Raw genomic sequence first — 22,235 nt, 5'->3', positions numbered from 1 at the left:
AGAATGCTTGCTAAGACTTTGATGTTGAAGCAAGTATTGTTGTATGTAGGGTTTCAAAAGAGATGCTCTTGTGCCGCTAACAGTACGCAACCGATGGAAACCACCAGGAATGCGACTACTTCACGGCTTTGCATCTACCCACAAAACCTACAAGAAATATTCTCAATTCGGTAGGATAGGCATAAGCTCAACAACTACCGTTGTCATGGTAAAAACTCCTTCACAACTTCGGACAATTCACCAATTAGAAAACGGCGACAAACTCACCCGCTATGAATTTGAGCGTCGCTATAACGCTACGCCTAATGTCAAAAAAGCCGAATTGATTGAAGGAATTGTATATATAATGCCTGCTGCGTTACGTTTTAGAAGTCACGGTCAACCACATGGTTGGATTACTGGTTGGTTATTTACTTACGAAGCCGCTACACCTGGTGTAGCTTTGGGGGTGGAACCAACTGTGCGTCTAGACTTAGATAACGAACCTCAACCAGATGCAGTTCTGCTCATCGCACCAGAAGCAGGCGGTCAAACAAGGCTGAGTGAAGATGATTATATCGAAGGTGCGCCAGAGTTAATTATTGAAATTGCGGCTAGTAGTGTGGCTATTGACCTTCATGCTAAAAAACAAGCTTATCGCCGTAATGGTGTGAAAGAATATATTGTTTGGCAAGTGCTTGAGTCGAAATTGACTTGGTTTTATTTGGAACAGGGCGAATATTTGGAGTTAGTGCCTGATAATGATGGGATTCTAAAAAGTCAGGTTTTTCCCGGTTTGTGGTTAGCAGTTGCAGAGCTACTAGCAGGAAATATGCAGGCTGTGTTGGCTGTTTTGCAAGCTGGCTTACAATCTATTGAACACTTAACGTTTGTTGTGGAACTGGGAGTGGAATAAGGAGCGTAGGCATAACCCGCCGCAGGCATCGCCTGTATATTTGCCTGAATAATCAACAGTGGATTATTACCTATCTGGACTACCACACTACTAAAGCAAATAACTGTAACGTAGCATACTTGACAGCAGGTTAGGTCAAGCATAGGTCATCTTGATGAGAGGTGGCGCAAACTTTTTCAACATAAGCACCCTACACTAGTTATAATTTCCTATAAGTTGAAAAAACTCTTAAGATTAGCGTAAAAATTACGCTTGTCTCATAACGACTAGCTGAAAATCATTATTAGGAGGACTATCTATGGCGCTTGTACCATTGCGGCTGCTCTTGGATCACGCGGCTGAGAACGGTTACGGCATCCCAGCTTTCAACGTTAACAATTTGGAGCAGATTCAGGCAATCCTGAAAGCTGCTGCCGAGACAGATAGCCCCGTAATTTTGCAAGCTTCCCGTGGCGCTCGTAACTATGCAGGTGAAAACTTCCTGCGCCACCTGATTTTGGCTGCGGTAGAAACCTATCCTGAGATTCCCATCGTCATGCACCAGGATCATGGTAATGCTCCTTCTACCTGCTACTCAGCAATCAAGAACAACTTTACCAGCGTCATGATGGATGGTTCCTTGGAAGCTGACGCTAAAACCCCTGCTAGCTTCGAGTACAACGTTAAAGTTACTAGCGAAGTTGTTAATGTAGCTCATGCTTTAGGCGTAAGCGTTGAAGGCGAACTCGGTTGCTTGGGTTCTCTGGAAACTGGCGCGGGTGAAGCTGAAGATGGACACGGTTTTGAAGGTACTCTTGACCATTCTCAACTATTAACTGACCCCGATGAAGCTGTTAGCTTTGTAGAAGCCACCCAAGTAGATGCTTTGGCTGTAGCTATTGGTACTAGCCACGGTGCTTACAAGTTTACCCGCAAACCAACTGGCGAAATTTTGGCAATCAGCCGCATTGAAGAAATTCACCGTCGTCTACCTAACACCCACTTGGTAATGCACGGTTCTTCTTCTGTACCTGAAGATTTAATTGCTTTGATTAACGAGTACGGTGGTGCGATTCCCGAAACCTACGGTGTACCTGTAGAAGAAATTCAAAAAGGTATCAAGAGTGGTGTTCGCAAAGTGAACATCGACACCGACAACCGTTTGGCTATCACCGCTGCTGTGCGCGAAGCTTTAGCAAAAAATCCCAAGGAATTTGACCCCCGTCACTTCCTCAAGCCTTCTATTACATATATGCAGAAGGTTTGTGCAGAACGCTATGTACAATTCGGTACTGCTGGTAACGCAAGCAAGATTAAACAAGTTTCTCTAGAAACTTTTGCTGCTAAATATGCTAAAGGTGAATTGAACGCTATCAGCAAGGCTGCTGCTAAGGTTTAATTTAGCTAAAAATTTATAGGGGACACTTTTGTGTTTCCTTAAACTGAGGGTTTTAATATTAAAAATAAACCGGGAAACATCAAAGTTTCTCGGTTTTTTGTTGAAATGAGAACAGGTGATAGGGGACAGGTTACAGGTGAGCCACTGCGGTGGACAGGTTCCCTGGCATAAAGCAAGTGGCGAACCCGAAGGGTGACAGATAGAAAAGTCTTGTGCTGTCTCAGTAGATGGGATAAAACAGATAACGAACCACAGAGGCGCAGAGGTCACGGAGGAATGAGAGGTTGAGAGAATTTTTGCTTGAGTTCTAAGACATTTACTCTACTAAAGTCCTTTCAATCTCTTCTGCTATTTCTGGAACTGTTGAGTCAAAGACAATTACATGGTTGGCTGTGGGTAATAATCGTTGAAGAATTTGTCTATAAGCGTCTGCATCATGGCGACGATGAAATCTAGCTACTACCATCCGTTGCATATTTGGTAGTTGTCGAATAATACACCAAGGATGACTATTTGATTTTGGCTTTAAGGTTGGTATCATAGGTCAATACTGTCCCACTTTGTGGGATGTGTTAAGAATAGCGATCGCTTCGTATGTTTTCCAGGCAAGAGGAGCGATCGCTTTTAACGTGCTTTAACAACTTTTGATGCGTACGCATCATTGTCTATAAAAAGATTATCTGATGCGTACGCATCATTGTCAACTATTTAGAATGGGTTACGTTAGGTTAAAGATTAGAGAACTAGCTGAACAGCGAGGTTGGACACTAAAAGATGTGGCTAATCGCTCAGGAGTCAACTACAACACTGTAAGAAGTTATGTGCAACGTGGCGCACTTAATACCGTTGACTTATCTGCTGTCTTTAAAATAGCCCAAGCTTTTGAAGTTACCTTAGAAGAATTGGTAGAAGTTGTGGAAGATTAAGTGATTGCATTCTGTATTCGTTAGTTCTATAAATTGTGTACGGTTATCCCTGCTATTCAATTCGTACACATAATACTTAGACACTTGTTAAAATTTCAAAAACTACACATTGTAGTTTTAAAGTCTAAAAAATTTCACTATGGGTAAAACTTCTCTTGGAGGTTAACGAATAAGCTTCAATAAATATACTTTGAAGAGTATATAAATATTTACTCGAATTTATTTAGACGCAGATTTCAATCCCACATTCCGCATATCATCAAAACAAATAACCGCTCATATATGGTTAACTCTCCTTTGCCTTCTGCTCAAAATTCACAAGTATTCAAAGTTTTATCAATAGATGGAGGGGGGATTAAAGGACTATATTCAGCCAGAATTCTAGAACATTTTGAGGATAGATTTAACTGCCATATTGCTGATTATTTTGACTTGATCTGTGGCACTTCAACAGGAGGTTTGATTGCACTAGGATTGTCCCTGAATATCCCTGTTGGACTAATAAGTAATCTCTACTATAGGCGGGGCAAACACATTTTCCCGCAGAGAAATGGTTTTCTAAGTTTACTTAAACAGGTTTTCCTGCGAAGCAAGTATGACAATAGCGAATTAAAGAGAGCATTGGAAGAAATTTTTGGAGAGCGAACCCTTGCTGAATCTCGCTGTTTGCTGTGCATCCCCGCATTTTCTTTAACTGATGGTAGACCATTCATTTTTAAGTATGACCATAATGAAGGCCTTCTACGTAGAGATGGTAAAACGAGATATGTTGATATAGCTCTTGCAACAAGTGCAGCACCAGCTTACTTACCGATTGTTACTATTGACACTTACGATAACAAACAGTTTATAGATGGAGGAGTTTATGCCAATAATCCAACTCTAGTCGGTGTGGTGGAAGCACTTCGATACTTCGTTGGTAATGGCAAAAGATTTCAGAAGCTAATGGTTATGTCTATTGGCTCTTTAGAACCTAATCCTGGAAGAAGATTTGTTTCTAAGTATCATCGTTCTGTTCTTGACTGGAACACAGATTTGATCACTACGTTTTTTGAGGGACAGGCCTATGTCACAGGTTATTTTGTGGACACTCTAGCAAACTATTGTGACTCTAGGTTTGATTATGTTCGTATTCCTGGTGCGCCTTTATCTCCACAGCAAGCACAGATTATTAACCTTGATAACACGTCTAGTGAAGCCTTGCATTTAATGTCGCAGATGGGTACAGATCAGGGGTTGTTCTGGGGTAGAAAACCAGAAATTGCTGAGTTTTTTAAAGAACGTAAACAATATATTATTAGGTGATTCAGTGGCGGATTGTCATAAATTGTTCTTGGAATTCAATACTTTTATTGCCTTAAACTCTAAGCGGAAAGAGGGATTACGTGTATCCCGTAATGCTGTTCGAGATAAAATTAGGCGGTACTTTCAGGATAAACAGAATGGCTTTGTTCCAAAGTTTCATGGACAGGGTTCATTCATGATGAATACTATCATCGAGCCACTTGATGGTGAATTTGACATTGATGATGGTATCTATTTCAAAGTAGAAACACAACCAGTTAAAAGTGTAAGTACATTCCACCAATGGATTTGGGAAGCTGTCAATGGGCAGACAAAACAAGAGCCTATTGACAAACAAACTTGTGTCAGAATTGTCTATACCAGACAATATCATATTGATCTGCCTATTTACTATGTTATTGAAGGGCAAACTCCATATTTAGCTCATAAGGCCAAAGGATGGATTCAAAGTGACCCTAGAGAATTCATTAAATGGTTTAATAAAAAAGCTGACAATGAAGGTCAACTAAAGCGAATTGTCCGTTATTTAAAAGCTTGGAGTGATTATAGAAAAGGTGATTTACCTAGTGGATTAATTTTCTCAATTCTAGCAGCTAATAATATTGTTTTTGATGAACGAGATGACGTAGCTTTTTATCAAACTCTACTTAATATCAAGAGAAACCTAGAATGGAATTTTGTATGCTATCGCCCGACAACTCCTGCTTATGAAAATCTGTTAGAAGATTACAGCAAAACTAAGAAAAATTACTTTTTAGGACAGCTTAGTAGTTTTATTGAATCTGCTAAAACAGCTTTGGATGATAATACAAGCCAAAGGGATGCTTGCAAAGCTTGGCAACGGCACTTTGGCAAAGATAGATTTCCGTTTGAATCTGAAGAATTTATTGAAGATTACTATCAACTTGATCTTCGATATAAGTTAACAATAGATTGCCGAGTTACACAAGCAGGCTTTAGAACTTATTCATTAAAGCAAATGTTTTCAAAAAAATTACCTTTGCTACCTAATAAAAAATTGGAATTTTATATTGTTGATTTTAATGCACCAGAGCCATTTAAAGTAAAATGGAAGGTTCGTAATGTTGGAAATGAAGCAATAAGAAGACGACAAATTCGAGGACAAATTGTGAAGGATAGTGGAAATTACAGAATAAATGAATCAAGTAATTTTCATGGCTCCCATTTTGTAGAATGTTATCTTATCAAAAATAATTTTTGTGTAGCACGAGCTAGAATTGATGTGCCAATAAAATTACCAGAGTAGTGAGTATAATTTCTATTACAGACTATATTTTAAGCTTTAGTTTTTGTTGCAATAATGATGGATTTTGGTCTTGCAATTGACGAGCAAATTCTTCATCAGCAACGATTTGTTGCCGAATTTCTTCTCGATGATCGTGATAATAAGCTAAAGCTGCATAAACATCAGCTAGGCTAATACTAGGATGATGATGAAGAATTTCATCTGGTGACAGTCCCATTTGTTCATGCCAGATGACAATATCTTGAACTCTAATGCGGTGTCCGGCAATTCTCGGCTTTCCTCCACACACACCAGGAGTAATTTCAGTGTGTTCTTTAATGATGGGGATAAACATAATATTTTTTAGATGAGATTTATTTTATATCATTGTATTTTATCCAATAGTATTAACTGTTTCTAAATATTCAGTGTGATGTTTACGATAAGCCAGTATGTGTCTACGCATCTTTACCGCAACTAACCCATCATTCTAAAAAATTTTGGACAATTGCAATTGAAATGAAGTATTGATGCTATTTTGGTGGTGCGCCAGGGTAAATATAACGGGTAATTGGCTAAATATTAGACTCTCAACAAGGTTGATGGTGTTGCAGTGGTCGGAATAGTTATCGTTTCTCATAGTAAACAATTGGCTCTGGGTGTGCAGGAACTCGCTGCACAAATGGTTCAGGGCAAAGTTGCCATTGCGGTGGCGGCGGGGATTGAAGATGCGGAAAATCCACTCGGTACGGATGCGCTGAAAATTTATGAGGCGATCGCATCTGTATTTAGCGATGATGGTGTATTAGTGCTGATGGATCTGGGTAGCGCAGTCATGAATGCAGAAATGGCTGTGGAATTCTTACCAGAAGCCCATCAAAAACAAGTATATCTCTGTGAAGCGCCACTAGTAGAAGGTGCGATCGCTGCCGCTGTTGCAGCCGCCATAGGTAAGAATATTCAGCAGGTAATGGCGGAAGCTAGGGGAGCATTAAGCGCCAAAGCCACACAATTGGGTATTACTATCGCAGCAGATGTTAATAGCCACATCCAACCAACCAAAAGCACCGCTTATCCTAGTAGAGAAATTCGGCTGACTGTGAGTAATCGCTTAGGCTTACACGCGCGTCCGGCGGCGCAGTTTGTCGCCACCGCCGCTAAATTTCAATCTCAAATTCAGGTGCAGAATTTAACGAGAAATAGCCCAGTTGTCCGGGGTGACAGTATTAACCAAGTCACAACTTTAGGTGTGCGTCAAGGACATGAACTGTTAATTACTGCAACTGGTGTTGATGCGGATGCAGCACTAGCAGCATTACAAACGTTATTTGCGAATAACTTTGGTGAAGATAATACGGCTGTTGTGTCTCCACCAACAATACAGCAACAAGCAACTCCAGCAACACATGGTGAACTTTCAGGAATTGCGGCTTCTCCGGGAGTGGCGATCGCACCTGTAATTCATTATCAACCTGCTCCGGTAACTGTGACACAGTATCATGTAGATGACCCGGAGCTAGAATGGCAACGTTTACAGTCAGCAATTCACACAGCGCAACAAGAAATTCAGACTATTTTTTCCCAAGCATCTTTGCAAATAGGTGACACCGAAGCGGCAATTTTTGATGCTCATTTACTATTTTTAGAAGACCCCGTATTGCTAGAAACTGTGCAGCAACGCATTATGGAACATCACCTCAATGCAGAAGCCGCTTGGCAAGCTGTAGTTGAGGAAGTTGCAACTTCTTACCGCACCCTGGAAGATGCGTATTTGCGAGAACGAGTGGAAGATGTTGTCGATATAGGACAAAGGGTACTACGACTGTTGGCGGGAAATGCTGCTACTAGCTTGTATCTAGCTGAACCAGCGATTATAGTCGCCACAGACTTGACACCATCAGATACAGCCGCATTAGATCCCCGCAAGGTACTTGGTATTTGTACAGTATCAGGAAGTGCCACATCTCACAGTGCGATTATTGCACGGACATTGGGAATTCCTGCTGTTTTGGGCGTGAATCCCGAAGTGCTGCGCTTGGAAGATGGTACATTGATGGGGCTGGATGGTGAAAGCGGTAAAGCTTGGGTAGAACCAGAAGCAGATATTCTCACGATATTGGAAACTAAACGGGAAGCTTGGCAAACTGCTAAACAAGAAGCACTCACCAAGGCGCATCAACCAGCAATCACCCGTGATGGCAAACAGATAAATATCCTCGCCAATATTGGTAGCATTGCAGATGTACAAGCGGCGGTAGCTGGTGGTGCTGAAGGTGTGGGATTATTGCGGACTGAGTTTTTGTATTTAGATAGAACTACCGATCCAACCGAAGAAGAACAACTGACAGTGTATCAAGCGATCGCCCAAGTTTTAGACAACCGTCCCTTAATTATTCGCACTTTGGATGTCGGTGGTGACAAACCATTACCTTATTTGCGAGTCGGACTTCACGAAGCCAACCCCTTCCTTGGCTGGCGAGGGATACGTTTTTGTTTAGATCATCCAGAATTATTTAAAACTCAGTTGCGGGCAATTTTACGCGCCAGTGCAGAACATAATATTAAGGTGATGTTTCCGATGATTGCGACTGTCACAGAAGTACGTGCAGCTAAAGCAATCTTAGGTGAAGTACAAACCGAACTGCGACAAGCGGGTATAGCCTTTGATGAAAATCTGCCAGTGGGTGTCATGATTGAAGTTCCCGCAGCCGTCGCCATAGCTGATCAATTAGCGGCGGAAGTCAGCTTTTTCAGTATCGGGACTAATGATCTTAGTCAGTACGTCATGGCAGGCGATCGCAATAACCCCAGAGTAGCTTATTTAGCCGATGCCCTACACCCTGCCGTATTGCGAATGATCCAACAAACTGTACAGGCTGCCCACGCCGCCGGAATTTGGGTAGGATTATGTGGAGAACTAGCAGCAGAACCAACGGCAGCGGGGATTTTATTAGGTTTGGGGTTAGATGAATTGAGCGTCAATCCCCAAGCTATCGGGATAATTAAACAGGCGATCGCCAAATTAACTGTAACTCAAGCCGAGGCGATCGTAGTAACAGCCTTACAATTAGATTCGGCAAATGACGTTAGAGCTTTAGTGCAATAATATTTAAAAATTGAACAAAAACTCCGCGTAACTTTGTCTTGAAAAGTTTGCTCAACGGGGGAACCCCCGCGCGCAGAGTATCGCTGCGTTTACCTCAGCGATACTCTGCGTTTAAATTGTTGTTAGCTTTTTAACTATTTTCCTGTTGTTCTAACAAAGTAACCAAATCAGATATTGTAGAAAAATCAACAAATTCTTCTCCCAATACTTCCAATTGTTCAGTAGATAATCCTCGCATACGCTCAACAATTGATGAGTCTATCTCACCAAAACGTCGAGTTAACAGACGCATGAAAAACCGGAAGGCTTCTTCTTGTTTTCCCTGTTGTTGTCCCTTCTGTAAAATATCCTGATAAATGACTGACTCTTGCATAACATCCTCGCTTAAAAATTGACGAATCAATCCCTTTTCAAATTTCAATCCAGCTAAAATCTCGGTGTAGGCTACAATATCTTGCCTAGTATTCATATCAGGAATTCTAGCAAGACTCTGGGCAACCTGCGATAGCAACTGTTGAGGTGAAGTTGTGCGTGTTAATGGTGCTAAGGGTAATAATGCAGGGTTATCGAAAAATATTGCTGAGTCTTGCTCCCACATTCGTAGAACTCGATAATGGTGAGTGGTTGTCTCATTTACATATTCTTCGGTAAAAGCAACTTCGTTATTTGTTTCTTGCAAAAAAATTACCACCTGAGTTACAGGCACATTATATTGACGTATTAACCGCACCGAATAATCTAGCATTCTGAATGGAAGTGGAGGATTTGATATAGTACGGGTTTGAAATTCGATATGCAAAATTCGATTGGCGGTTTGCAGAAAGGTCACAGAATCAGCACGAATTGGTTCTAAACTTAATTCTGTTTTTAATACTTTAACTTTTGTCGGTTCTTCAGCAAGTAACCAATTAACAAATTCTACTGGATATTTTTCAGCTAATACTTTACAAATGTTGTCAAAGCTCATAATTTACACCGCAGCAATTAATAAAACTTGCACTTCTTTTCCTCGTGAAATTAATGTTTGACCTACTGGTAAAACTGCTAAGGTATTGCTTTGAGCTAAGTTAATTAAATTACCAGAATTGTGAGTACCGCCAGCTTTGTGAAATTCGTAAACACCGTTAACTAAATTTAAACGACCCCAAATATAAGTTTCGCGTTTGCCATTGGCGCGTAATTCATCATGCGATCGCACCTTTAAAAATTTTGGCTCCCAACCTTCAGCAAGTCCAGCGAGTTTTTTAATCGCTGGTTGTACAAACCGCCAAAAAGTTACTAAAGCAGAAACAGGATTTCCTGGTAAACCAAAATAAATTGCTGAATTTTGATTAGAAAAATTCGCCACAGTTAAAGGTTTCCCCGGAGTCATTTCTACAGAACGAATATGAATTTTTGCGCCTAAAGTTTCGAGAATTTTTTCAACATAATCATATTCGCCTACAGAAACCCCACCCGAAGAAAGCACAATATCAGCATTAGCTATGGCGTAAGCAATTGTTTCTTGTAAAGCAACTGGATTGTCTTTAACAATGCCTAATAATATAGGTTCTGCACCACTTTCTTTTACCAAAGTTGCCAAGGCATAATTATTAGAATCGACAATTTGGCCTGGTTGTAGTGGTGTATCTGGTGTGACTAATTCGTCGCCAGTGGAAAAAATTGCTACTTTTGGACGGCGATAAACTTTGACTTGGGGACACTGGGCTGCTGCTAATACTGCTATTTCCGCCGCCTTTAATTGAATTCCGGCGGGTAACAGTTGTGTTCCAGCTTGATAATAAGATGCTTTGTGTCGGACAAATTCTTTTGGTTGTGGTGCAGCTTGAATAAACACGCGATTTTCCTCGCGGCTTGTCCTTTCTTGCATCACTACAGTATCCGCACCTGCTGGAATTACCGCACCAGTAAAAATTCGCGCTGCTTGTCCTGGTTGAATTGTGATTTTAGGTTGATATCCTGCGGGAATTTCCTCAACAATTTCTAAGATAGCTGGTTTTTCAGCATTAGCTTGCTGTACATCTGCATAACGGACTGCATAGCCATCCATTGCGGAGTTATCCCAATGGGGAAAATCTAGCTGGCTGGTGATAGGGTGTGCCAGAATGCGATCGCCTGCTGCCAATAAATCTACAATTTCTATATCCTGCTGATCATCTAACGGTTGCACCAAATTTAAAATAATTGCTTCTGCATCCGTAACTGGTAACATTGCTATTGCCTCAAGTTATTTACGTAATTATTCTTCTTAAGAAAACTACTATTTATCTGTTTGAGTAATTAGTAAATCTCCTAGATTTTATAAAGTAAATTTAAAATGGATTTCTGACACAGCACAATTACTGATATCAATTATTTTAAGAGTAAATACGCAAGCTGTATATTAGTATTATAAGTTATAAGTATTACTATTGTTCTCTAAATATAATCTAAAAGGCATTAGTGATGACTTCTTTCAGTGGCTTAATGCAGACAATACAAGATACTACAGGTATTTTTGTTGACATCAAAAAAACAGCAATCGCAGGAATAATATTTTTTTTCTCTATACTTTTGTTGAGCTTTTATATTTTTTCTGGTCATTGGTTTACTACTAAGAGTGAGACAAAAATACAAACAGTTATTCTTGGTGGATTAAAAGAAATAAGTGACTTTAACGTTGTGAAAATGCAAAGTAAAGCTACTGTAGTTGAACAAGAAAAAAATGTAGTTTTTTCTATTCCTTTAGGGCAGACAAAAGTTATTTATGAAGGAGTAGGTACGATTCGTGTAGGAATGGATATGAAGCTACTTGATGTTAAAGAATTGGATGAAAGTAATCATTTAGTACATATTATCTTACCTCCACCATACATCACGGAGACTACTCTAGATGTTGAATCTTCACGTCTTTTAGATCATCATCGTGATGGAGTTAGTTTTAAATCAAAAATTGAACTGCAAGACCAAGCACAAAGAGATGCTCTTAAAACCATTAGAGTGGAAGCTTGTGAAAATGGCATCATAGATACTGCTAATAAAAACGCAAAAGAACAAGCAGAAAAATTACTTTATGCAGCAGGCTATAAAAAAATTATCATAGATACTCAATCAGCTAAATCTGGTAATTGTCCTATTTTCTAAAGATTTACCTCCATATAAATGGAGTATTAGAAACATTAAGGATTTCATAAAATAAACTATAAAACCCAACATTATCAAAGGATATGTTGGGTTTTATTATAAATACCTTAGTAAGCTATTTTTTGTGTAAGCTAGTATTTAAAGCGATACACTGCTGCTATAGTTCAATCTTCATTTGGTGTCTTGAAAATTTGATAATTAATGATTGTTTCTCCCGTAATTTCTGCATAAAGTACATCAGGATCAAAATCTGCCCCATTTTCCCAGTAAATAGTTCCCAACTCAGAATTTATTTTCACTTGATGGAAATAGTTAATATCTTTTAGTGGTGCAAAAATCCCTGTAAAAGAAATCAATTTACTAATATCAATAATTCCTTGTTTATTATCTTCAAATTTGATGTACAGTTGATAACCTTCTTTTGGTTGGACTGCAATAATATCTTTTAGCATGGCTTATTCCAAGGGTTCAATTTTTTCTAGCGGACTATTGAGTCTAGCTTTTTCCCAGTTATCCATCAATTCTGCTGTATGTAAATTCGCCCATTCCAGTACAAGTGCTAATACTCTGGAAGATAGTTTACCTTCTAATATAGATAAAGTTTCAATATCAATAATCGCTTTTTGTTGATTATAACGAACATGGAAATGTGGCGGTGGATGGTCGTTATAATACATGGTAATAATAATTCCTAGAAAACGGCTAATTTCTGGCATTAGAACAATAGTAAGATGAAGTTTTATGTTTACAGGATTTACCCAAAAAACTCTCAAACTCTCATTTCTCTGTGACCTCTGTGTCTGGAGTGGTTAGATTTTCCGTAGCCTCTGCATAAGTCCTGATTTAGTTGGCGTGATTTTGGGCTTTTGCAGCAAAGCAAACACCCCAGACATCACCTTAATATTAAAAATAGAAGCATAGATTATTTCCTAACCCCTAAATAAAAAATCTATTTTATATGACTATCGAAAGGATTCCGCAAAAACACTATCCCAAAGCTGAGATTTGGCGGCGCGGTATGGCTTTGGGGCTGGATTTCTTGGGTGCTTGGTTAATCAGTTCGCTATTTGGTAGTAATAGTTTCGGTATTCAATTGGTTCAAATTTTAGTTTTTATCTTTTGTTGGCTGATTTTGCGGGTAGTGGTGGTATTTAACAATCGAGGGCAAAGTTTAGGACGCTGGGCTTTTGACTTGAAAATCTTAGAAGTGGAAAATGGCCAAGTCGTGGGGAGAATTCCCCAGTTGCTGGCACTGGTGAAGCGAGAAGCTATAATTGGCTTTGGTACTTTGTTGGTCTCGATCGCCCTCGGCAACATTCGAGCTAATCCCACTGCTATACTCCTATTGCTTCCTCTGGCAATAGACTGTGGTGCAGCTTTCTCTGATACCCAGTTGCGGCAAGCTTTACATGACCGTTACGCTAGAACGTTCATAGTTTCGTCGCGGCGGGGGTACTCGCTTGATTTAAAAATTAAGCGTTTAGTTGATACTTTGCAACGAAATGTGCGAAGATAGTCATTTGTGTAAATTTCTCTTCAGGCTTTACTGTTTGTAAGATTATGGCTAAGAGTAAAGGTGCTCGCATTATCGTGACACTAGAATGTACCGAATGTCGTAGTAATCCAGACAAGCGTTCTCCTGGTGTGTCCCGGTATACCACCATGAAGAACCGTCGTAATACGACTAACCGTTTAGAACTGAGCAAGTTCTGTACCCACTGCAACAAACATACCGTTCACAAGGAAATCAAGTAAAGATGAGTTACTATCGCCGTCGTTTGTCTCCCATTAAGCCAGGAGAACCAATCGATTACAAAGATGTTGATTTATTGCGGAAGTTTATTACCGAACGGGGCAAAATATTACCTCGGCGGATTACTGGGCTGACTTGTCAGCAACAGCGAGAGTTAACATTAGCAATTAAACGATCGCGGATTGTGGCATTGTTGCCATTTATCAACGCTGAAGGCTAAATCAATTTTAAAATTAGGAGCCACTGCGTTGCGCGGGTTCCCCGCGTTATAGCAAGTGGCGTGATTTTAGATTTTGGATTAACAAGAAAAGCTTTGTCTTTCTAAGTCCAAAATCTCAAATCTGAATAATACAGTGTAAAATTGATTCCTACATAAAATTTCTAGGATTCCAGATTTAATAGTATCTATTAAATCCAAAACCTAAAATCTAAAATCTAAAATTATAAGAGTGCGAGAGTTGTGGAGAAGGGGACGCTAGTTGAATTTAGGGTTCAAGGCGATCGCCGTCTGGGTGTAGTAGATCGCCCAGATGGTAAGACCCGTTGGTTTGTGGTAGATGAACGTGGTCAATCCCACAGCCTCGCGCCGAGACAAATTACTTATACAGTTAACGGACAAACGTACAAGTCCTCGGAAATCGCTAAATTTCTGGAGGAAGTCAAGCCATATTTAGACCCATCTAGCTTAGAAGTGGCATGGGAATTATTGGTGGAAGATGGGGAAACCGTCACACCATCGCAAATGGCAAATCTGCTGTTTTCGGCATCAGAGCCAGCCCCTTGTTATGCAGCCCATTGCTTGTTATCAGATGACAAACTCTACTTCAAGCAAAAAGCTGATGCTTATGAACCACGCACAACGGCTCAGGTAGCAGAACGTAAGCACCAAATAGAAGTAGAAACCCTCAAAGCCAAGGGACAGCAGGAATTTTTAGTCCGGGTAGAGGAGGCGCTCAAAGGTGAGGCGGTAGAATGGCAAAGACACGATCGCCATCGCCTAGAAGCGTTAGAAAAATACGCAGCTTTAATGGCAAATATTGTGCGGGAGGGAGTAAAATATGATGCCCTAGCCAGGGCTTACCCTCCTCCAGCACCAGTCTTAGAAACGATGAATATGCTGGGGCGGCCTGCAACCCCCCAAGGAGCTTTTCAATTATTAATAGACCTGGGCTGGTGGAGTCCATATGAGAACTTGTTCCTGCGTCGTTCGTCAATTCCAGTTCAGTTTCCTAGCAAGGTATTAGAAGTGGCGCAACAGCGTTTGGATTCCCCAACAACAGACTTAGATGTAAATCGCCTAGATTTGACCCATCTGAAAGTTTACACAATTGATGATGAAAGTACGACTGAGATAGATGATGGTCTGAGTTGGGAATCACTAAACGATGGTAGGGAAAGATTGTGGGTACATATTGCTGACCCAACACGCTGGTTAGAGCCAGAAGATGACTTAGATTTAGAAGCCAGAAAGCGGGGAAGTACCGTTTATTTACCGACAGGGATGGTTCCCATGTTCCCGGAAATCTTGGCGACTGGGCCAATGAGTCTGGTACAGGGGAGAATTTGTTGCGCCCTGAGTTTTGGGATTATTTTAGATAGCACCGGAGCAGTAGAAGATTACAGCATTCATGCCAGCTTAATTAAACCAACTTATCGCCTCACCTACGAAGATGTGGATGAGATGGTGCAAATAGGCGTACAAGCAGAACCAGAAATCGAAGCGATCGCTAATTGGGCAAAAAAACGCAAATCTTGGCGTTACAACCAAGGAGCCATCAGCATTAATATGCCAGAGGCGATGATTAAAGTCAAAGGCGATGAGATCAGCATTGATATTTTAGATGATTCCTCATCGCGGCAACTGGTGGCAGAAATGATGATTCTTGCTGGTGAAGTAGCTGCCCGTTACGGTAAAACTCATAACATACCCTTACCCTTCCGCGGTCAGCCACAGCCAGAATTACCGCCAGAAGAAGAATTAATTCAGCTACCAGCAGGGTTTGTCCGTGCTTGTGCGATGCGGCGGTGTATGCCCAAAAGTGAAATGAGTATTACCCCGTTACGCCACGCAGGTTTGGGTTTAGATACCTATACTCAAGCAACTTCTCCCATCCGCCGCTACAGTGATTTGCTCACCCATTTTCAACTCAAAGCCCACTTGCGGGGAGAAGTGCTGCCATTTTCCGCTGACCAACTCAAAGAAGTAATGATGACTGTCTCTACCATTACCCAAGAAGTAACGATGGTGGAACGCCAAACTAATAGATATTGGGCATTAGAATATCTCCGCCGTCATCCAGAACAAGTTTGGTCAGTCACAGTTTTAATGTGGCTGCGAGAGGACAGTAACTTAGCACTGATTCTATTAGAAGATTTGGGCTTGCAGTTACCAATGATTTTTAAACGTTCTGCGAAATTAGGCGAACAGTTATTAGTAAAAGTGAGCATCGCCGATCCGCAAAAAGACATGATCCAATTCCAAGAAATCATGTATCAAGAAGCTCAATCTGCCGCAAATTAATTCCCATTTACAAAGAAGGAAATAAGCTCTTTATTCACGGCGAGGAGTACGATTTATGAAAACCATTACACTCGCAGAAAATCTTACTGAGATCCACTCAGTATTTGAGCAAGCCAATGATGAAGATGTAATTATACAGTTGGCTGACGGGCGGCATTTTATGTTAAGTGCAATTGATGATTTCGATATTGAAATCGCGCAAACACGTCGAAATCAGAAATTAATGGCGTTGCTATATCAACGAGCCAGACAAACGCAGACTATTCCACTTGATAAAGTCAAACGCCAACTTGGTCTGAGTTAGCACCAGTAACCCAACACTAAGAAATATACGAAAAAATTCGGTATAATATGCCAATTAAGGATGTAAAAAAGAAGTTTTCCATATATGGCGATTCTCATACTGGTGAGGTACAGCCAGAAAAAATTAACCACTCATTCTTAGCGCTCTTGGCGTACTTGGCGGTTCGTTTAATGTTCTGTGCATCTTCATGCAGAATTGGTATTAGATCGAAGGCTTCTGCTTGCTTTGATCGACCATAAGATCAGGAGGTATAGTGTGACTAAACTTAAGACTTTACTGATTATTAGTATCTGGTTGGGATTTTTGGCAACATATCTTTTTCAAGCAGAGAAGCTAAAACTTCCTGGATATAAGGATGGATTCGGAAAAAGAATTTTCACTTTTCCTCTTTATTCTCTAACCTTATTTACATTATTTTTTGCTCTTAGCGTTGCTTTTCTTTCAGATTCAGTAACGTTGAATATGTTCAATGAATTAGGAATTCACAACACTGGAATTGCAGATGCAAATGTACAAAACGCTAGTATTATTTTTACAGTGATGTTAGGTACTCCAATTGCATTGTTATATAGAAAGTTGCTAAACGTGAGAGAAGCAATTGAGAAAGAAGATGATGTTAAACCATATTTTATTAGAGCAGGTTTCATAGTTGCATTTATTGCAGCTATTTTTTCTACAACATACGTACTCTTATCTTAGAAAAGTAGGTTGGGGAGCCACTGCGTTGCGCGGGTTCCCCGCGTTGTAGCAAGTGGCGTTGGAGCAACAGCGAAACCCAACAAAATCTTGACCAATCATTCCTTGATGGTACAAAAAAGCGGATTTATCCGTAGAACCAATCGGAAATCCAAAATCTAAAATCGGATGACTGTGGCGAAGGTGTACAATACCATTTATCTTAATTTAAATCTAAAAATTGATACATAATCGAGCAAAATTGAGTTTGAGCAAAATCAAAAAGCTATAATTTTCTCCAGGGCGGAGAGGTCAACTGGTGATGTCAAACCTTGAGCAAATTGAAGCAGCAATTCTTTCACTGCCATCGGATGAGTTTGAGCGGTTAAGGTTATGGTTTTTCAACCTAGATTATGAACGCTGGGATGCACAGATAGAGCAAGATATTGAAGATGGTAAATTAGAGGCGTTTGCTCAGGAGGCAATTGCTGAGTTTGAAGCGGGACACTGCCGAGAAATCTAATGCACTACACAACCCAACGTTTCTGGCAATGCTACAACGTTTTACCAGAAAGTGTGCAACGAACGGCAGACGAGTGCTACGAGTTACTTAAGGTTGATCCGTCTCATCCATCATTGCATTTCAAGAAACTAGGAAATAAGTATTGGTCAGTTCGAGCGGGGTTAAGTTATCGAGCTTTGGGGGTTGAAGTCGAGAACGGTATTTCCTGGTTTTGGATTGGGACACACGCGGAGTACGACAAGTTAGTTGGCAAACTGTAGCTTAACATAACAATTCTGGTGCGGCGGATTGACCAAAAACCTTATGTGTCAAGCTTGAGGTAAGCAAAATGAAGTTCGTAGCAATCAAATCAATACGCGGTATTTTTGCGATGAAATTAGCAGGCGATCGCTATCTCGAAAAAGTAAATTTATGCTAGTCTTAACACCTAAATCTTACGTAGAGTACCGCAATGATGCTTATTGGGTAGAAGGAACTCGGATTTCTCTTGACTCAATTGTTTATACTTTCCGACAAGGGTTATCACCTGAAAGTATTGTTCAGTCTTTTCCGTTGCTAACACTTGAACAAGTTTATGGAGCGATCGCGTTTTATCTAGCAAATTGTACTGAAATCGACGCTTACTTAGCAGCAGAAGAAGCAGCATTTGATTCTATGCCTCAACCTCTTCAAGCCAGTGATCCTGATTTGCATAACAAACTCGTAGCGGCTAAAGTAGCAAGGCAGCAGCTATAAGAGAAATAGAACAGCGTGAAGTGCTTGATTTTGCATTGATGCAGCGATATTTTTATGCAATAACATTCCTCACAATTAGTTGCTTTACAATGGATGCAAATCTAGCAACTGCACAGTAGGCAATGAACACTACAGATAATGCCCCAATAGATGATGGTTCGTCGGCAGATTTGGTATCTGTAACAGAGTTGCAGAACCAGCTTAATGACTTACTCAAACAACTATCACCTGAGCGACTACAGGTGCTTGCTGATTTTGCAGCTTATTTGGCAAATGCTGAAAGTGAAACTGCGACCCAAGAACTTTTGGCAATTCCTGGATTACTAGAGCGAGTTAAGCAAAATCAAGCAACCCCTAAAGCCGAGTACACCAGTTGGAGAACCCTTCGTTCCGATGTATGAAGTTCTTCTCCATCCCGATGCCCAAAAGGTTTACGTTAATGCCGACAAAGCTCTAGCGAAGAAAATTGCCCGATGTTTGCAGCAGTTAGAGCAAACTCCCCAGTCACACCCCAACATCAAAGCGCTCAAAGGAGATTATGCAGGCTACTATCGCTACCGTATTGGGGACTACAGGGTAATCTATTCTGTAGACGATGAACTGGTTCAGGTATTAGTTATAGCGATCGCCCATCGTAGTGAAGCGTATGAACCATAGGGACAAGCTGACAACAGGTCTGGAGCGAAGTAAAAAAGCCGCATAACAAACCCCTTGCAGCGGACAGAAGCTACTTTTCTGACCGCAAAGCTAATAATTCTTGGGGAGAAGCTAATAGTTTAATTTTGGTATAAGTAATTTGTCGTTGTTGATTCAAAATAAATAGCCAGATTACATTCACACCACACCAAGAGGTTTGGGCTTTACCTGTAACCTGAACTTGAATTTGGTTATTTTCTAAATTATCAGTAATCCCTTGTTGGGGATAGGCTTTAATACCTTGGGCTTCTTGTTGTAAATAAGCTGCGATCGCATCTGTGCCGACAATACCAGATTCAAAGGGTGCATACATCACACCATCCTCGGCAAACAGTGAAGCTGTGTGTTGAAATTGACCAGCATTTAAAGTAGCAAAATAATTTAAGATAGAAGGCTCTGAAATTCCTGCAATTTTAATTGCCTCTACAGATTCAGCAGTTTTCATAAAAATACCAGATATTAAACTTACTGGAAATTATTTTGAATCTAAAAGTCAAGATAAAAAAGCAGCTGTCGAGGTAAGTTATTAATTTAGGCTATTTCTTAAGAAATAACTTGTTCCCAGATAAAAATCCGGGAACAGTTTTTGGTAAATCATTGAGGTTGGGAGGATCTAGCAATAGTTGGAGGTTCAGATTACTTTTTGTGACTTTCTCTCTTACTCTCTAATGTTGCATCATTTATTTACAAACTGCAAATAAAATTTACAAATAGGTTGGAAGGTAAATTTTCTATGGCAGATTTGACTGTATAGTGTATAATCAAGGATCTAAAATGTGGGCAGAATTTAGCTCGAAAACATGAATCAGAGTTCTGTAACCAGCAGTAGGGCAGTAAAAGAACAAGCTTTAGATTTAGGCTTTCACAAAGTTGGAATTGCTGCTGTAGATGAGGTAGATCATACAGAAGTTCAGAGACTGCAAGCATGGATAGCGCTGGGTTATCACGCTGATATGGAATGGATGGATAACCCGAAGCGGCAAAATATTCGTTTAGTTATGCCAGAGGCGCGATCGCTTGTGTGTGTGGCGCTGAATTACTACACCCCACATCAGCGCCCAGAAGGGGAAGAATACGCCAAAATCTCCCGCTATAGTTGGGGGCGAGATTACCACAAGGTAATACACAAAAAACTTAAGCAGCTGACGACTTGGCTAGAATCACTAGGTGAAGGCGTGAAAGCGAGATACTATGCAGATACTGGCCCCTTACAAGATAAAATCTGGGCGCAAAAAGCGGGAATTGGTTGGATTGCCAAAAATGGGAATGTGATTACTAGAGAGTATGGCTCTTGGGTATTTTTAGGCGAAGTTGTGACAAATTTAGAGCTAGAATGCGATCGCCCCCATACACCACATTGCGGTAGCTGTACTCGTTGTTTAACTGCTTGTCCCACTGGTGCAATTACCCAACCCTTCATAGTCGATGCTAATCGCTGTATTGCCTATCATACAATTGAAAATCGGGGGGAAAAATTACCAGAAGCGATCGCACCCCACTTACAAGGCTGGGTTGCAGGTTGTGATATTTGCCAAGATGTCTGTCCTTGGAATCAACGATTTGCCAAGACAACTGACGTGGCAGATTTTCAACCTTATCCTGGGAATATTGCGCCCAAGCTGATAGAATTAGCGAAAATCTCAGATGAGGAGTGGGATCAACAATTTCCGGCATCAGCGTTGCGGCGGATTAAGCCAGAAATGTTAAGACGGAATGCCCGTGCTAATCTTGACGCATCCCAGCAAAATAATGACTCAGAAAGTAATTGTTTTTGATTTTGATGGCACAATTGCAGATACAGTAGATGCTCTTATAGGTATTGCCAATCGTTTAGCTACAGAGTTTGGCTATAAACAAATCACTCTTGAACAACTCGCTTACTTAAGGAATTTAACTTCTAGAGAAATTATTAAATATTCAGGTGTTTCTCTACTAAAAATTCCCTTTCTACTCAAAAAAGTTAAATCAGAACTAAAAAATAAAATTCACGAATTTCAGCCAATTCCAGGTATTCAAGAAGCACTCACAGAACTGAAAAATCAAGGTTATAAATTAGGGATTATCACATCTAACTCTCAGGAAAACGTTACAGCTTTTCTGAAAAATCACGATTTAGATAACCTCTTTGATTTTATTTATTCAGGAGTAACCATTTTTGGCAAAACTACAATTATCAATAACGTACTAAAACAAAAACAACTGTCAACTCAAGCAGTTATTTATGTTGGTGATGAAACTAGAGATATAGAAGCTTCCAGAAAGGCTAATATTAAAGTAGTTGCAGTCACTTGGGGATTTAATTCTCCAGAAGTATTAGCAAAGCAAAAGCCTGACTTCTTGATTCACCATCCAAGTGAACTGCTAGATGTTGTACAAAATTGTTGATCACAGGTCAATATGGCAAGTTTATTACAACCCAAAAATAATGAAGTATGAAACATGAATAAGAAAAATTCATACTTCATACTTCCATTGACTATTTTTTAGGTCGACCCTTTTCGATAGCTTGTTTGACTAAATCATCGCTAACATTTGAGACACCTTCGTTACGAGAACCACCAACTTCTTTGGCTAACTCTAAATAATCATCAGGATTACCTGTAGATTGTGCTTCAGTAGTTTTATCTTCTGCTTTAGGAACTTCAAATTTAGGCGCGGTTGCTGTTTCAGCCGCTGCGGCTCCTTCTGGAGTACGATCTATTTCACTGACGCTAAACTGCTGTGCGGCAGCGTAATCTGCATCAAAATCTACTTTTTGTAGTTTTTCTTCACCACTAGCCATGTTTTCTGCGGCTAGTTGTGCATCGTGGGTAGTAGCTTCACTGGGATTTGGTTTTATTGTATCAGCCATAATTTAAGACTTGTGTAATTTTTATTAAATGTTGAGGCGATTGTAGCAAGATAAATTGCTGAATTACTGCCATCTAAGGAGAGATTGTTACCTCTATTAAAAGACGGATATAAGTTTTAATTACAAATTAAAATAAGTCTTTCTCTAGGAGGGAGATCATAATTATCAAAATTTGTTAACTCTTAGTTTGATATGTTA

The 22,235-nt window shown here is 40.2% G+C and carries 28 protein-coding genes; 20 read left to right on the top strand and 8 right to left on the bottom strand.

Features of this window, described 5'->3' with window-relative positions:
• Positions 1 to 205 precede the first annotated feature (205 nt).
• Positions 206 to 895, top strand: coding sequence for a Uma2 family endonuclease (locus NOS7107_RS01285; RefSeq protein WP_044499538.1), 690 nt, complete (start codon positions 206 to 208; stop codon positions 893 to 895).
• Positions 896 to 1,193: 298 nt separating this feature from the next.
• On the top strand, positions 1,194 to 2,273 hold the full coding sequence (gene fba / locus NOS7107_RS01280) for a class II fructose-bisphosphate aldolase (protein ID WP_015111178.1): 1,080 nt from the start codon (positions 1,194 to 1,196) through the stop codon (positions 2,271 to 2,273).
• Positions 2,274 to 2,589: 316 nt separating this feature from the next.
• On the opposite strand, the gene NOS7107_RS01275 is transcribed toward fba, so the two are convergent.
• Positions 2,590 to 2,814 (bottom strand): hypothetical protein, encoded by a 225-nt coding sequence (locus NOS7107_RS01275; protein WP_015111177.1) that lies wholly within the window; start codon positions 2,812 to 2,814, stop codon positions 2,590 to 2,592.
• Between the two features lie 172 nt (positions 2,815 to 2,986).
• Between NOS7107_RS01275 and NOS7107_RS01270 the strand changes: the two genes are divergently transcribed.
• From NOS7107_RS01270 to NOS7107_RS01260, 3 genes are all read left to right on the top strand, one after another.
• Positions 2,987 to 3,199, top strand: a complete 213-nt coding sequence (locus NOS7107_RS01270) for a helix-turn-helix domain-containing protein (protein WP_015111176.1) — start codon at positions 2,987 to 2,989, stop codon at positions 3,197 to 3,199.
• Between the two features lie 282 nt (positions 3,200 to 3,481).
• Complete coding sequence (locus NOS7107_RS01265; RefSeq protein ID WP_015111175.1) at positions 3,482 to 4,504, top strand: CBASS cGAMP-activated phospholipase; 1,023 nt, start codon at positions 3,482 to 3,484, stop codon at positions 4,502 to 4,504.
• Positions 4,505 to 4,508: 4 nt separating this feature from the next.
• Positions 4,509 to 5,771 (top strand): cyclic GMP-AMP synthase DncV-like nucleotidyltransferase, encoded by a 1,263-nt coding sequence (locus NOS7107_RS01260; RefSeq protein WP_015111174.1) that lies wholly within the window; start codon positions 4,509 to 4,511, stop codon positions 5,769 to 5,771.
• Between the two features lie 22 nt (positions 5,772 to 5,793).
• Here NOS7107_RS01260 and NOS7107_RS01255 read toward each other — a convergent pair whose 3' ends face one another.
• The gene (locus tag NOS7107_RS01255; RefSeq protein ID WP_015111173.1) at positions 5,794 to 6,105 is read right to left on the bottom strand and encodes a DUF433 domain-containing protein; all 312 of its coding nucleotides are present in this window, start codon (positions 6,103 to 6,105) and stop codon (positions 5,794 to 5,796) included.
• 258 nt (positions 6,106 to 6,363) lie between these two features.
• Between NOS7107_RS01255 and ptsP the strand changes: the two genes are divergently transcribed.
• Positions 6,364 to 8,856 carry a phosphoenolpyruvate--protein phosphotransferase gene (gene ptsP / locus NOS7107_RS01250; protein ID WP_015111172.1) on the top strand — a complete coding sequence of 831 codons (2,493 nt, stop codon included), beginning with the start codon at positions 6,364 to 6,366 and terminating at the stop codon, positions 8,854 to 8,856.
• A 130-nt stretch (positions 8,857 to 8,986) separates the two neighbouring features.
• On the opposite strand, the gene NOS7107_RS01245 is transcribed toward ptsP, so the two are convergent.
• Positions 8,987 to 9,823: a DUF4351 domain-containing protein gene (locus tag NOS7107_RS01245; RefSeq protein WP_015111171.1), complete on the bottom strand. Its 837-nt coding sequence runs from the start codon at positions 9,821 to 9,823 to the stop codon at positions 8,987 to 8,989.
• A gap of 3 nt (positions 9,824 to 9,826) precedes the next feature.
• On the bottom strand, positions 9,827 to 11,068 hold the full coding sequence (glp, locus tag NOS7107_RS01240; protein ID WP_015111170.1) for a gephyrin-like molybdotransferase Glp: 1,242 nt from the start codon (positions 11,066 to 11,068) through the stop codon (positions 9,827 to 9,829).
• A 233-nt stretch (positions 11,069 to 11,301) separates the two neighbouring features.
• On the opposite strand from glp, the gene NOS7107_RS01235 reads away from it, so the two are divergent.
• Complete coding sequence (locus NOS7107_RS01235; protein ID WP_015111169.1) at positions 11,302 to 11,979, top strand: DUF4230 domain-containing protein; 678 nt, start codon at positions 11,302 to 11,304, stop codon at positions 11,977 to 11,979.
• Positions 11,980 to 12,143: 164 nt separating this feature from the next.
• Here the strand turns inward: NOS7107_RS01235 and NOS7107_RS01230 are convergent, their stop codons facing one another.
• Positions 12,144 to 12,431 (bottom strand): DUF2442 domain-containing protein, encoded by a 288-nt coding sequence (locus NOS7107_RS01230; protein ID WP_015111168.1) that lies wholly within the window; start codon positions 12,429 to 12,431, stop codon positions 12,144 to 12,146.
• Between the two features lie 3 nt (positions 12,432 to 12,434).
• Positions 12,435 to 12,695, bottom strand: coding sequence for a DUF4160 domain-containing protein (locus tag NOS7107_RS01225; protein ID WP_015111167.1), 261 nt, complete (start codon positions 12,693 to 12,695; stop codon positions 12,435 to 12,437).
• A 242-nt stretch (positions 12,696 to 12,937) separates the two neighbouring features.
• Here NOS7107_RS01225 and NOS7107_RS01220 point away from each other — a divergent pair, with 242 nt between their 5' ends.
• The 11 genes from NOS7107_RS01220 (at position 12,938) to NOS7107_RS01175 (ending at position 19,147) form a co-directional block, all read left to right on the top strand.
• On the top strand, positions 12,938 to 13,495 hold the full coding sequence (locus tag NOS7107_RS01220) for an RDD family protein (RefSeq protein WP_015111166.1): 558 nt from the start codon (positions 12,938 to 12,940) through the stop codon (positions 13,493 to 13,495).
• Between the two features lie 44 nt (positions 13,496 to 13,539).
• Positions 13,540 to 13,734 carry a 50S ribosomal protein L33 gene (gene rpmG / locus NOS7107_RS27490; protein WP_015111165.1) on the top strand — a complete coding sequence of 65 codons (195 nt, stop codon included), beginning with the start codon at positions 13,540 to 13,542 and terminating at the stop codon, positions 13,732 to 13,734.
• 2 nt (positions 13,735 to 13,736) lie between these two features.
• On the top strand, positions 13,737 to 13,952 hold the full coding sequence (rpsR, locus tag NOS7107_RS01215) for a 30S ribosomal protein S18 (RefSeq protein ID WP_015111164.1): 216 nt from the start codon (positions 13,737 to 13,739) through the stop codon (positions 13,950 to 13,952).
• Positions 13,953 to 14,192: 240 nt separating this feature from the next.
• A complete protein-coding gene (locus NOS7107_RS01210; protein ID WP_015111163.1) occupies positions 14,193 to 16,253 on the top strand; it encodes a ribonuclease catalytic domain-containing protein in 2,061 nt (686 codons plus the stop codon).
• A gap of 55 nt (positions 16,254 to 16,308) precedes the next feature.
• Positions 16,309 to 16,557, top strand: a complete 249-nt coding sequence (locus NOS7107_RS01205) for a hypothetical protein (protein ID WP_015111162.1) — start codon at positions 16,309 to 16,311, stop codon at positions 16,555 to 16,557.
• Positions 16,558 to 16,812: 255 nt separating this feature from the next.
• On the top strand, positions 16,813 to 17,256 hold the full coding sequence (locus tag NOS7107_RS01200) for a hypothetical protein (protein ID WP_015111161.1): 444 nt from the start codon (positions 16,813 to 16,815) through the stop codon (positions 17,254 to 17,256).
• Positions 17,257 to 17,554: 298 nt separating this feature from the next.
• Positions 17,555 to 17,755 (top strand): hypothetical protein, encoded by a 201-nt coding sequence (locus tag NOS7107_RS01195; protein ID WP_015111160.1) that lies wholly within the window; start codon positions 17,555 to 17,557, stop codon positions 17,753 to 17,755.
• Positions 17,755 to 18,015, top strand: coding sequence for a hypothetical protein (locus tag NOS7107_RS01190; RefSeq protein ID WP_015111159.1), 261 nt, complete (start codon positions 17,755 to 17,757; stop codon positions 18,013 to 18,015). The genes NOS7107_RS01195 and NOS7107_RS01190 overlap by 1 nt, the downstream gene beginning before the upstream one ends.
• A 151-nt stretch (positions 18,016 to 18,166) precedes the next feature.
• Positions 18,167 to 18,490 carry a DUF433 domain-containing protein gene (locus tag NOS7107_RS01185; RefSeq protein ID WP_015111158.1) on the top strand — a complete coding sequence of 108 codons (324 nt, stop codon included), beginning with the start codon at positions 18,167 to 18,169 and terminating at the stop codon, positions 18,488 to 18,490.
• A 122-nt stretch (positions 18,491 to 18,612) separates the two neighbouring features.
• The gene (locus NOS7107_RS01180; RefSeq protein ID WP_015111157.1) at positions 18,613 to 18,891 is read left to right on the top strand and encodes a hypothetical protein; all 279 of its coding nucleotides are present in this window, start codon (positions 18,613 to 18,615) and stop codon (positions 18,889 to 18,891) included.
• Positions 18,884 to 19,147 carry a type II toxin-antitoxin system RelE/ParE family toxin gene (locus NOS7107_RS01175; protein ID WP_015111156.1) on the top strand — a complete coding sequence of 88 codons (264 nt, stop codon included), beginning with the start codon at positions 18,884 to 18,886 and terminating at the stop codon, positions 19,145 to 19,147. Before NOS7107_RS01180 ends, NOS7107_RS01175 begins: the two co-directional genes overlap by 8 nt.
• A 70-nt stretch (positions 19,148 to 19,217) precedes the next feature.
• Here NOS7107_RS01175 and NOS7107_RS01170 read toward each other — a convergent pair whose 3' ends face one another.
• Positions 19,218 to 19,631: a nuclear transport factor 2 family protein gene (locus NOS7107_RS01170; protein ID WP_015111155.1), complete on the bottom strand. Its 414-nt coding sequence runs from the start codon at positions 19,629 to 19,631 to the stop codon at positions 19,218 to 19,220.
• A gap of 355 nt (positions 19,632 to 19,986) precedes the next feature.
• On the opposite strand from NOS7107_RS01170, the gene queG reads away from it, so the two are divergent.
• Both queG and NOS7107_RS01160 read left to right on the top strand, forming a co-directional pair.
• Positions 19,987 to 20,961 carry a tRNA epoxyqueuosine(34) reductase QueG gene (queG, locus tag NOS7107_RS01165; protein WP_015111154.1) on the top strand — a complete coding sequence of 325 codons (975 nt, stop codon included), beginning with the start codon at positions 19,987 to 19,989 and terminating at the stop codon, positions 20,959 to 20,961.
• Positions 20,936 to 21,571, top strand: coding sequence for an HAD-IA family hydrolase (locus NOS7107_RS01160; protein WP_015111153.1), 636 nt, complete (start codon positions 20,936 to 20,938; stop codon positions 21,569 to 21,571). The genes queG and NOS7107_RS01160 overlap by 26 nt, the downstream gene beginning before the upstream one ends.
• A gap of 91 nt (positions 21,572 to 21,662) precedes the next feature.
• On the opposite strand, the gene NOS7107_RS01155 is transcribed toward NOS7107_RS01160, so the two are convergent.
• Positions 21,663 to 22,037, bottom strand: coding sequence for a hypothetical protein (locus tag NOS7107_RS01155; RefSeq protein WP_015111152.1), 375 nt, complete (start codon positions 22,035 to 22,037; stop codon positions 21,663 to 21,665).
• Between the last annotated feature and the right edge of the window lie 198 nt (positions 22,038 to 22,235).

The sequence above is a fragment of the Nostoc sp. PCC 7107 genome (genome assembly GCF_000316625.1).
Lineage (GTDB): Bacteria > Cyanobacteriota > Cyanobacteriia > Cyanobacteriales > Nostocaceae > Nostoc_B.
The sequence above is the reverse complement of the archived record's forward strand: the minus strand, read 5'-3'. Positions and strand labels throughout refer to the sequence as shown.

What these genes read in the sequence shown, in the direction of transcription:
- NOS7107_RS01285 (WP_044499538.1), top strand. Translation starts at nt 206, where the DNA reads ATGGTAAAAACTCCTTCACAACTTCGGACAATTCACCAATTAGAAAAC.
- fba (WP_015111178.1), top strand. Translation starts at nt 1,194, where the DNA reads ATGGCGCTTGTACCATTGCGGCTGCTCTTGGATCACGCGGCTGAGAAC.
- NOS7107_RS01275 (WP_015111177.1), bottom strand. Translation starts at nt 2,814, where the DNA reads ATGATACCAACCTTAAAGCCAAAATCAAATAGTCATCCTTGGTGTATT.
- NOS7107_RS01270 (WP_015111176.1), top strand. Translation starts at nt 2,987, where the DNA reads ATGGGTTACGTTAGGTTAAAGATTAGAGAACTAGCTGAACAGCGAGGT.
- NOS7107_RS01265 (WP_015111175.1), top strand. Translation starts at nt 3,482, where the DNA reads ATGGTTAACTCTCCTTTGCCTTCTGCTCAAAATTCACAAGTATTCAAA.
- NOS7107_RS01255 (WP_015111173.1), bottom strand. Translation starts at nt 6,105, where the DNA reads ATGTTTATCCCCATCATTAAAGAACACACTGAAATTACTCCTGGTGTG.
- NOS7107_RS01245 (WP_015111171.1), bottom strand. Translation starts at nt 9,823, where the DNA reads ATGAGCTTTGACAACATTTGTAAAGTATTAGCTGAAAAATATCCAGTA.
- glp (WP_015111170.1), bottom strand. Translation starts at nt 11,068, where the DNA reads ATGTTACCAGTTACGGATGCAGAAGCAATTATTTTAAATTTGGTGCAA.
- NOS7107_RS01235 (WP_015111169.1), top strand. Translation starts at nt 11,302, where the DNA reads ATGACTTCTTTCAGTGGCTTAATGCAGACAATACAAGATACTACAGGT.
- NOS7107_RS01230 (WP_015111168.1), bottom strand. Translation starts at nt 12,431, where the DNA reads ATGCTAAAAGATATTATTGCAGTCCAACCAAAAGAAGGTTATCAACTG.
- NOS7107_RS01225 (WP_015111167.1), bottom strand. Translation starts at nt 12,695, where the DNA reads ATGCCAGAAATTAGCCGTTTTCTAGGAATTATTATTACCATGTATTAT.
- NOS7107_RS01220 (WP_015111166.1), top strand. Translation starts at nt 12,938, where the DNA reads ATGACTATCGAAAGGATTCCGCAAAAACACTATCCCAAAGCTGAGATT.
- rpmG (WP_015111165.1), top strand. Translation starts at nt 13,540, where the DNA reads ATGGCTAAGAGTAAAGGTGCTCGCATTATCGTGACACTAGAATGTACC.
- rpsR (WP_015111164.1), top strand. Translation starts at nt 13,737, where the DNA reads ATGAGTTACTATCGCCGTCGTTTGTCTCCCATTAAGCCAGGAGAACCA.
- NOS7107_RS01205 (WP_015111162.1), top strand. Translation starts at nt 16,309, where the DNA reads ATGAAAACCATTACACTCGCAGAAAATCTTACTGAGATCCACTCAGTA.
- NOS7107_RS01195 (WP_015111160.1), top strand. Translation starts at nt 17,555, where the DNA reads ATGTCAAACCTTGAGCAAATTGAAGCAGCAATTCTTTCACTGCCATCG.
- NOS7107_RS01190 (WP_015111159.1), top strand. Translation starts at nt 17,755, where the DNA reads ATGCACTACACAACCCAACGTTTCTGGCAATGCTACAACGTTTTACCA.
- NOS7107_RS01185 (WP_015111158.1), top strand. Translation starts at nt 18,167, where the DNA reads ATGCTAGTCTTAACACCTAAATCTTACGTAGAGTACCGCAATGATGCT.
- NOS7107_RS01180 (WP_015111157.1), top strand. Translation starts at nt 18,613, where the DNA reads ATGAACACTACAGATAATGCCCCAATAGATGATGGTTCGTCGGCAGAT.
- NOS7107_RS01175 (WP_015111156.1), top strand. Translation starts at nt 18,884, where the DNA reads ATGTATGAAGTTCTTCTCCATCCCGATGCCCAAAAGGTTTACGTTAAT.
- NOS7107_RS01170 (WP_015111155.1), bottom strand. Translation starts at nt 19,631, where the DNA reads ATGAAAACTGCTGAATCTGTAGAGGCAATTAAAATTGCAGGAATTTCA.
- queG (WP_015111154.1), top strand. Translation starts at nt 19,987, where the DNA reads ATGAATCAGAGTTCTGTAACCAGCAGTAGGGCAGTAAAAGAACAAGCT.
- NOS7107_RS01160 (WP_015111153.1), top strand. Translation starts at nt 20,936, where the DNA reads ATGACTCAGAAAGTAATTGTTTTTGATTTTGATGGCACAATTGCAGAT.
- NOS7107_RS01155 (WP_015111152.1), bottom strand. Translation starts at nt 22,037, where the DNA reads ATGGCTGATACAATAAAACCAAATCCCAGTGAAGCTACTACCCACGAT.